This is a genomic window from Kitasatospora sp. NPDC056783, assembly GCF_042789895.1.
In the GTDB taxonomy this organism is placed as follows: Bacteria; Actinomycetota; Actinomycetes; order Streptomycetales; family Streptomycetaceae; genus Kitasatospora.
In genome coordinates this window covers 1-8,608 of the sequence record NZ_JBHUAF010000372.1, presented here as the reverse complement: position 1 = coordinate 8,608, position 8,608 = coordinate 1, and the positions used below count along the sequence as shown (strand labels likewise).

General features: G+C 73.5%; 8 protein-coding genes. 6 read left to right on the top strand and 2 right to left on the bottom strand.

From position 1 onward, the window contains the following. Window positions 1–21: 21 nt before the first annotated feature. Together ACFRMQ_RS33870 and ACFRMQ_RS33865 are read right to left on the bottom strand one after the other, a co-directional pair. Window positions 22–684: a fasciclin domain-containing protein gene (locus ACFRMQ_RS33870; protein ID WP_380734602.1), complete on the bottom strand. Its 663-nt coding sequence runs from the start codon at window positions 682–684 to the stop codon at window positions 22–24. A gap of 79 nt (window positions 685–763) precedes the next feature. After that, window positions 764–2,434: a molybdopterin-dependent oxidoreductase gene (locus ACFRMQ_RS33865; protein WP_380734601.1), complete on the bottom strand. Its 1,671-nt coding sequence runs from the start codon at window positions 2,432–2,434 to the stop codon at window positions 764–766. Window positions 2,435–2,702: 268 nt separating this feature from the next. Between ACFRMQ_RS33865 and sigK the strand changes: the two genes are divergently transcribed. The 6 genes from sigK to ACFRMQ_RS33835 form a co-directional block, all read left to right on the top strand. Beyond that, entirely contained in the window at window positions 2,703–3,287 is a 585-nt protein-coding gene (gene sigK / locus ACFRMQ_RS33860) for an ECF RNA polymerase sigma factor SigK (protein ID WP_380734600.1), read from the top strand. Further along, complete coding sequence (locus ACFRMQ_RS33855) at window positions 3,284–4,066, top strand: anti-sigma factor domain-containing protein (RefSeq protein ID WP_380734599.1); 783 nt, start codon at window positions 3,284–3,286, stop codon at window positions 4,064–4,066. Before sigK ends, ACFRMQ_RS33855 begins: the two co-directional genes overlap by 4 nt. A gap of 428 nt (window positions 4,067–4,494) precedes the next feature. Continuing rightward, window positions 4,495–5,595, top strand: a complete 1,101-nt coding sequence (locus ACFRMQ_RS33850) for a DUF6461 domain-containing protein (protein ID WP_380734598.1) — start codon at window positions 4,495–4,497, stop codon at window positions 5,593–5,595. Next, window positions 5,579–6,355: a hypothetical protein gene (locus tag ACFRMQ_RS33845; RefSeq protein WP_380734597.1), complete on the top strand. Its 777-nt coding sequence runs from the start codon at window positions 5,579–5,581 to the stop codon at window positions 6,353–6,355. The genes ACFRMQ_RS33850 and ACFRMQ_RS33845 overlap by 17 nt, the downstream gene beginning before the upstream one ends. 216 nt (window positions 6,356–6,571) lie before the next feature. Continuing rightward, window positions 6,572–6,955, top strand: a complete 384-nt coding sequence (locus ACFRMQ_RS33840; protein WP_380734596.1) for a hypothetical protein — start codon at window positions 6,572–6,574, stop codon at window positions 6,953–6,955. A 766-nt stretch (window positions 6,956–7,721) separates the two neighbouring features. After that, a partial coding sequence (locus ACFRMQ_RS33835) for a hypothetical protein (RefSeq protein WP_380734594.1) occupies window positions 7,722–8,608 on the top strand: 887 nt, incomplete at its 3' end.

Sequence of the window (8,608 nt, the reverse complement as noted above, 5' to 3'; positions counted from 1 at the left end):
CCCGTCGCCCGCGAGGGAAGGTCAGGACGCGGGCATCAGTACGGTGTCGACGATGTAGACGGTGGCGTTGGCGGTCTGGACGTCGCCACAGAGGACCTTGGCGGTGCCGTTGGCAGTGAAGTCGGGGGTGCCGCCGGTGACGGTGACGTCGTGGGCCTCCAGGGTCTTGTGGGCGCCGGCCAGGGCTTCGGGGGCGAGGCGCTGGGGGACGACGTGGTAGGTGAGGATCTTGGTGAGCTTGTCCTTGTCGGCGAGGACGGCGTCGAAGTCGGCCTTGGGCAGCTTGGCGAAGGCGTCGTTGGTGGGGGCGAACACGGTGATGTTCTTCGCGGAGTTGAGGGTATCGACGAGACCGGCCTGCTTCACGGCCGTGACCAGGGTCGACAGCAGCGGGTTGTTGGACGCCGCGGTCGCGACGGGGTCGGCGGCCATGCCGGCGAAGGAGCCGGCACCGTCCTTGGGCACGGCCGCGCAGGCGGCGCCGAAGGGCCTGGCCGCCATGGCCTGGGCAGCGGGGTTGTCCGTCGCGGGGGCCGGGTTCGCCGTCCCCGCGCTCGCCGCGGCGGTGCCGGTGGTCTTGCCGGACGCGGTGCTGCCGTCGTCGCCGCAGGCCGTGAGGGTCGCGGCGAGGACCACCCCCAGGAGGAGGGCGGTGGCGGACTCGCGGCGCAGGATGGTGGTCATCGGTGTCTTTCGCTTTCCGGTCGGATGAGGATGTGTCGGGTCGTGCGGGCGGAGCGGTGGCCGCTCCCGGAAGGTGTGCTCAGAGGACGGTGACGACGGTGCTGTGCCAGCCCGTCGCCCCCGAGGGGAAAGGCGGTCGGCGCTCCTCGCCCTGGAGCTCGCCGGCGGCGTCGGTGGCGCGCGTCTCCAGGCGGTGGGTGCCCCGCGTGGCCCCGTGCCAGGTGTGGTGCCACTGACGCCAGACGTCGGGTCCGGCGTCGGCGGCGAGCACGGCCTGCTGCCACGGCCCGCCGTCGACGCGTACGTCGACCGCGGCGACGCCCCGGTGGGTCGCCCACGCGGTGCCCGCGACCGTGACATCGCCGGCCGGCACGCGGGCGAACGCCGCCGGCACGTCGATCCGGGAGGCGGTGCGGACCTCGCCGGTGCGGTCCCACCCTCGCGCGACCCAGTACGGGTCGCGGGCGGCGAAGGTGGTGACCTCCAGGTCGACCAGCCACTTGGTGGCGGAGGTGTAGCCGTACAGGCCCGGCACGACGGTTCGGCACGGGAAGCCGTGTTCGACGGGCAGGGGCGCACTGTCCATGGCGACCGCGAGCAGCGCGGCCCGCCCGTCCGTCAGCACGTCGAGCGGAGTGCCGATGGTCATGCCGTCCTTCGAGCGCCCCAGGACCTGGTCGGCGCCCGCCCGCACACCCGCGCGGCGCAGCAGGGCGGGCAGGGAGGCGCCGAGCCAGCGGGTGGTGGCGATGTAGGGGCCGCCGACCTCGTTGGAGACGCATGACATGGTGTGGTCCAGCTCCTCCAGTGGCAGGGCGAGGAGGTCGTCGAAGGAGAGCTCGGTCGGGCGGTCGACCAGGCCGTGGATGCGCAGGGTCCAGCGCCGCGGGTCGATGCGGGGCAGGGTGAGCGCGGTGTCGACGCGGTAGAAGTCGCGCGTCGGGGTGCGCAGCGGCGCCAGGCCGGGGATGGCAAGGTCGGCGGCGGGCGGCAGGGGCGGCGCGAGGCGCCGTGGGCGCGGGAGCGCTACGGCGGCGCGGGCCGCGGTGATGTCGTTGCGCCGGTCGGACAGGTGGCGCGCGGCGGGAGCGAGACCGGCCGACAGGGCGATGGCGGCACCGGCGCCGATCACGCCGCGCCGCCCCGGGGTGGCGGCGGACGGGGACGGCCGCGGGGTGTGCCGGGGGCTTTCGGCAGCGGGGACCGCAGGGGCGGAGGCGGGTGGGGCAGGTGGGCCGGAGGCGGGTGGGGCGGGTTTCGCCGACGCGGCGGGCGAGCGGCTCGGCCGCAGGAGGGCGAGCAGGACCGCCGCGGCGGTGAGGGCCGCCGCCGCCGAGGGCAAGGCGTCGGCGCTCTGCGCGCCGGGGCGCGTGAGGGCCGCCCCGACGCCGAGCAGGCCGAAGCCGGCCGCGAGGACGGCTCCCGCGGCTGTTCGGCGGGCCGCGAGCGGACCGAGGGCCGCGGCCAGCAGACCCATGACGGTGTAGATCCCGGCCAGGAGAACGGTCTTGTCGGACGTGCCGAACGAACGCACCGCCCACTCCTTGACCGCGGTGGGCGCGAGATCGATCGCGGTCGAGCCGATGGCGAGAACCGGCGCGGCCTGGGGGCGGACGAACGCCGCCACCGCCTCGCCGACCGCGAAGGCCGCGCAGGCGGCGGCGATCCCGCAGGCCATCCGCGCCGCCGGCGCGCCCGCGGCGCCGCACCGGACGGGAAGGGTCGTCACGTCTTTGCTCACACAGCGCATTCGAGTGAGCGGGTGCCGCGGATGGGTGCGGCCCTTCGGGTTCACCCGTCAGAGTGACGAGATGGGTCGCAATCCCGTCGGAGCCATCCGCCGGAACCCCGGTGACGAATACGGTGCGGCAGGTGAACGTCGTACTCGCCGCACTCCACGTCCCCTGCAGAGCCCAGGAGACCGCCATGCACGCCGCACCCGGCCGACCGGCCGCAACCCGGCCCCGTCCTGCCGGACCACCGGGGCCAGGGCACCCGCGGCACCGGGAACGCACGTGGTGAACTCCCTCGTCTGCCCGCGTGGGCGGCCCGAACCGTCCGGCGATCTGAAGAACGTCATGGAGCGCGTCGCCCTGGGAGACCACGCCGCGTTCGCCCGTCTGTACGACGCGGTGGCCGGGCCGGTGTTCGGCCTGGTGCGGCGCGTCCTGTGGGACGAGGCCCAATCGGAAGAGGTGACACAGGACGTGATGCTGGAGGTGTGGCGTGGCGCGAGCCGCTACGACCCGCGCTGCGGCGAGGTGATGGCGTGGGTGATGACCATCGCCCACCGCCGCGCGGTCGATCGGGTCCGCTACTGCCGCGCGGTGGCCGACCATGACCGCAAGGCCGCCGCCGCGCACCAGGAGACCGCGTTCGACGACGTCGCCGAACGGGTCCAGGCCAACGCGGAGCAGCAGCAGGTCAGGCAGTGCCTGCACCGCCTCACCGACCTGCAGCGCGAGTCGGTGCTTCTGGCGTACTACCAGGGCCTGACCTACACGCAGGTCGCCGAGCGCCTGTGCGCGCCGCTGGGAACCGTCAAGACCAGGTTGCGTGACGCTCTGATCAGGTTGCGCGACTGCCTGGGAGCCGGATCATGACCGCTGCCTCCGACCCGCACCTGCTCACCGGCGCGTACGCGCTGAACGCGCTCGGTGATGACGAACGGGGCGCCTTCGAGGAGCACCTCGGCGGCTGCGAGACCTGCCCGCAGGAAGTGGCCGGGTTCGCCGCGGCCCTCGCCCGGCTCGCCTCCCGCCACGCCCTGCCCTCACCACCCGCCCTCCGCGCCCGGGTCCTGGCCCGCGTCGAACACGAGCGCCAACTGCCGCCCCCGCGTCGTGTCACCGCCCATCCGGCGCCCGCTTCCCGGGCACGTGCCGGCGGCCGGCGGCCCAGGTGGCCCCGCCTTGCTCTCGCCGCCTCGCTGGCCGCGGCCACGACGCTCGGCGTGTTCGCGGTGCGCCAGCACGAGCAGGCCCGACAGGCACAGGCCACCGCCGAACGCCTGCGCTCCCGGCAGGCGGCGTTCGACGGCCTGTTGACGGCTCCCGACGCCCGCTTGAGCACCGCGGGCCCTGCCGACGGCGGCCCGGGCACCGGCACCGTCCTCTGGTCCGCCAGCCGCGACCAAGCCGGCTTCCTCGCCGCCGGCCTGCCCGACCCCGGGCCTGACCGGGTGTACGAACTGTGGCTCGACCACGCGGGCGCCCTCAGCCCCGCAGGACTCCTGACCGCGGGCGACGGCGCCCTGCTCCTCACCGCTCGGCTCGACGGCGCCCACGCCGTCGGCGTCACCCTCGAACCCGCCGGTGGATCCGCGCAGCCCACGGGCAAGGCCGTCATGGCCCTGAAGCTGGCGCCGAACCGCGTCCTCTGAACGCCCGTGTACCCCCTCGCCCCGGGGGCACCACCTCGGCCGGAGCCCGCCGGGGACATCCGCGCCCCGGCTTCCCGGCTGTGCCCGGCGGCATGGTGCGGGGAGGACCGCAGGCCCGGACCCGCCGGCCCGCGGGGCGCCGCCGCACCTGTCAGTAGGGCGTAGAGGTGCACCCGGTCCGCAGGCGGCTCATCAGTCCGAACGCGGCACAGGCCTGGTGGGGCGGGAGTGTCTCGCCCCACCAGGCCTTCCTTCCTCCTTTCACTCGGCATGCCGACGACAGAGCACCCGCCCGTTCGACAGGCACACCGAGCACGAACCGAACCCGGACAGCACCGGGTGGTACGGATAAGCGAGCCGGGCTACACGCCCCGGACTGCCAGGACCCACCCGCCGCGCCGGGACCACCCTCTGAAGGAGAAGCACGCATGGACGACCACACGCCGGACCACAGCTGGTTCCGCGACCTCTACCCTTCGCTGCAGGACGCGTACTGCCTGACACTCGTCGAAGGCGTGCCCGCCCGGGAACTGCTGCGCCGGGCAGACGCCGAGACAGGCCCCCAGGTCACCGGCGTCGCCTCCGTCTGCGAGGCGGCCGAGGACCTGGAAGCCGAAACCGGTGGCGAGCGGATGCTCATCGCCGCAACCGACCTGGCCGGCTGGACACTGGTCATCGAGCCCAATGGCTATCTCGGAGTCCGCGAGGAGTCGATCGCCGCCTGGGCGGATGCCGCCCTGGTCTCACACTTCCGGAACATCAACGCGAACACCTCCTTCTGCTGGTACGCGGACGGCACCACCCGGCTGCGCGCCCGGGACATGGCCCCGGACTCCATCACCGCGGCAGTACCGGACTTCAACCCGGCGCGATACACCGACAAGACCGAGATGGCCCTGGCCCTCGCCGAACACCTCACCGCTGTCCGGACAGCCCGGAACTCTTCGAGACAAGCCTCTTCGTCACCGGAACCGTCGAGGAACCGTGGGACTGACCCCCAGCCCGGCCCCGGCCCCGGCCCCCTGACCGAGCGACCCATGGCCAACCCCTGTCCCAGCCTCCCAGCTCTCCGCGCTGACCTGGCGCAACGTGGCGGGGTCGAGGTGGCGGGTGAGGTCTCGCGCGGCCTGGTGGTCGTCGGCGGTGAGGGTGTGGAGGCCGGCGCGTTCGAGGGCGGTGGAGAGGGGCTGAGCGACACGCCAGCGGCGCCGTCCAGGGCAGCTTCCTTGAGCGCCTTGCGTGATTCAGCCTGTCCTGACTTCAGGCCACAAGCGATCCGGGCTGTAACCGTTCCACCTCTGGGCCCGTCCTTCGGCATCAGCACCGCAGGCTCGCCTCCGGATCACCCGTTGCTACCCGGCCCCCGGCAAGTACCTCGGCGAGCCAGCCACCGCCGCCACCCCGCCGCACGACTTGGTCGCCGACCTTGCCGTCATCAACCGCCCCTCCGGCCCGGCCATCTGGGGAGGAATCCACACAGCCCAGCAGCAGGTCCACGAGGAACGTGCCCGTTTGCAGGAGGCCAGTGACGACATCGCGGCCGGTCGCGAGAACGACATGCCCCCGGGCACCGTCACGTTCGGCCTGGCGCCCGGGTTCGCCAAACCCGCCGACCGCTTCCGTGTCGTGCCGGCCCTCCGGCCCCCACGAACCAGCCTCGGCCCGGCCGCGCTGGGCGCTGAGGACGATCCGGCTCTCTACCAGCGCCACCCGGCCGTCCAGGCCGTCGACATCGCGCTCGGTGCAGCCGCGGGCGAGGCCGGCGCCATGGTGGAGGCTACGGATGCCGTCGTGACCGGTCCAGCGCAGCCCCATGGCTCCGCGCACCGGCGGGGAATCCAGGATTGGCCGCGTCCGCATCGAACCCTGACCGGCCGCACCCGGCCATGCCACCGAGAGAAATCGAGCACCCCCGTGGGATCCAGCTTCTACGTCAGCGCCGACCGCGAGCAGGCCGGACCGTGGGCCTTCACCGGCGAGCAGGTGCGGGAGTGCGTCCGGCGGCACTGGCCGCACGCCACGGTGAGCGGATCGTCCGAGGGCTTCCTGGAGATCATGGCGAATGTCGAGCCTGGGCGGCCGGCGGAGGTGTCGTTCAACCTCCGGCACGGCGTGTTCTCGTTCGTGGACCGCGGATCGCCCGCCGGGCCCCTGAGCGTCGTCTACCGGGTGCTGCACGACCTCGCGCCCGATGTCCCCGTCGTGTGGTGGATCGACTACGACGTGGACCTCCGGCTCCTCGACCTTGTCGGCGGCCTCGACGCGTTCCTCGCGAGCTTTCCGCTCTGAGCGGAGCGGGTTCGCCGCCGAGCGGCCTGCACCGGCCGGCTCCGGATCGCGGAGCCGCCCCGTCCCAGGCCCGAGCGTCAGCGGGCGAGGGTGACGGTCGGCGTCTCGTCCGGGCAGCCCGCAGCCAGCCGTTCCACCGGCTCGCGCTCCCGGGCGTCCACGGACAGGCGCCGGCGGGTCCTCACGGCCGTCCAGTCCGTGGACCATGATCTGCCCATGGAACGAGTTATCGATCTCGATGAGGCGGCTGCAGAAGTAGCTGATCGGGCGCCGGGGTGGCGGGCCCGTGGTCTGACAGTGGGCCGGGTGACCTGGCGCGATGAAGCCGCTCCCTGGCCTCAGCGACTTGAGACGGACAGGTCGGTGGTGAACGACCCTGACTCGGTCGGTGTACTCATCTCGGGTCCGGCGGAGGCTGAGCTGTCGGTTGTGCTGTTCCGTGGGGGCTGGGCCGATGTCGACTTCGTCGCCGGCATAGACGACGCTGGCGCCCTTCCGGCCTCGGATATCGCTTCAGCTCGGGAGTTCGGCGCCCGGCTCGACCGCTGGGTGGCCCGTGTGTTCGGTCGGTCCCCCCATTCGGGCGAGCCGAACCTATGACGGGGGCCTTCCTCGGCGCCTGTCGGCTGCAGCCGAGGAAGACCCTGCTGCGATCCTTGGCCGGCAGCTGCCGCTTGCTGTTCGGCCCGGACGCGGGTGGTGGCGAGGCGGAAGGAGTCGGTTCCCGTCTCGATGACGTTGCCGCCGAAGGTGAGTCGGTCGACGATGGCCGCGCCGAGGCGAAACTCGTCGCGACCCGGGCGCTGCGGTACGGGCCGTACGGGATCGTCTGCGGCGACATCAACTACCCGCCCGCCAGCCCCGCCCCCGAGCCCGACTACGCGGCGATGCGCCCGTACAACCGGGCCGCGCGCACCCTGCTGCCCTCCCGGGCCGGCGCCGTGCCCGCCGGGGCCGTTCCCGCGCGGCGCCGGGCCGGCCGGGTGGCGCCGGGCGCCCGGCCGGGCCGCTGTCGGCGCCGGGGTGGGCTGTGTGGTGGTCGGGGTGGTGGTGTCGGTCATCGCGGTGCCCTTCGGCGGGCCGGGGCCCGGGTGGGTGTGGGGCGGCCCGCGTACCGGGCCGGCGGTTCGACACCGGAATCGAGCAGTTGGACGGGCGTCCCCGGCGTCCCTGGCCGCGGCCTGACGGGGCGCCGGGCAGGGCGGGGGGTGCCGCGCGGGGTCCTAGGAAACTCGGATACCACCGATTGATCGGACGCTGACAAACTGGCCGCGGCCGACCGGTCGGCGGGTACCCCCGTACCCTCCCGCGCCGCACCGGCGGCCGCCCGTTCACGCCCCTTGTCGCCTCCCCTCTTGGAGAGCCCGTGCGTTCGTCTCTTCGGCGTACCTTCCTTGCGGTCGTCCTCGCCCTGGCCGGCCTGGTGCTGGCCCCGGCCGCCGCGCAGGCCGGCACCCCCTCCACGGTCCTGTTCAACCAGGCCTCCGAGCGCTGTCCCGACGGCGCCCTGTGGGGCACGCAGGACGAGCACCCCTGCGCCCCCTCCGACAACCCCGGCCAGTGGGTGTTCACGCCCGTGGCCGGCCTGCCGAGCGTCTACACCCTCAACAACGCCGCCGACCAGCGCTCCTGCCTGACGAACTTCGACGGCCTGTCGGGCTCGCAGTGCAGCGGCGGCACCAACCAGATGTGGCGGATCACCCCGTTCACCGCCCCCGGCAACACCCCGAAGTACGACATGCTCGGGGTGCGGCTGCAGAACATCGCCGACTCCAACTGCCTGGACAACACCAAGAAGAACTTCGGCGGCTTCAAGCTCTACATGTTCCCGTGCAACAACGGCCCCTACCAGCAGTGGAACATCTACCGCTCCACCTTCGAGGCCCTGTTCGGCGGCGTCGCCACCCACAACGGCATGACCTGGGCGACCCTGGAGCAGCGCGCCGACAACGTCGTGCACGTCGGCTACGACACCAACAGCAACCCCTACTCCGGCGACACCCCGGCCTCCGCCGTGCTGCCCGTGCTGTGCCTTCGCCAGGACGGGCGCCCCGCCCCGGCCGGCGTGCCCACCGGCGACTATCACAGCTGGGCCGGCGGCGAGGTGAGGGCCACCATCCCCACCCCCGGCACGCAGTTGTCCAGCCGCGGCGCCGCCGACCAGCTGTGCGCCTCCTACTTCGGCGCCGGCTTCCGGATGGCCGAGTTCCACGACGGCCAGGGCTGGAGCCTGTGGGCCAACGGCACCCTGCC

Excerpts from the sequence above, each read along its gene's own strand:
- ACFRMQ_RS33855 (WP_380734599.1), top strand. The coding sequence starts at position 3,284 with ATGACCGCTGCCTCCGACCCGCACCTGCTCACCGGCGCGTACGCGCTG.
- ACFRMQ_RS33865 (WP_380734601.1), bottom strand. The coding sequence starts at position 2,434 with ATGCGCTGTGTGAGCAAAGACGTGACGACCCTTCCCGTCCGGTGCGGC.
- ACFRMQ_RS33850 (WP_380734598.1), top strand. The coding sequence starts at position 4,495 with ATGGACGACCACACGCCGGACCACAGCTGGTTCCGCGACCTCTACCCT.
- ACFRMQ_RS33840 (WP_380734596.1), top strand. The coding sequence starts at position 6,572 with ATGGAACGAGTTATCGATCTCGATGAGGCGGCTGCAGAAGTAGCTGAT.
- ACFRMQ_RS33870 (WP_380734602.1), bottom strand. The coding sequence starts at position 684 with ATGACCACCATCCTGCGCCGCGAGTCCGCCACCGCCCTCCTCCTGGGG.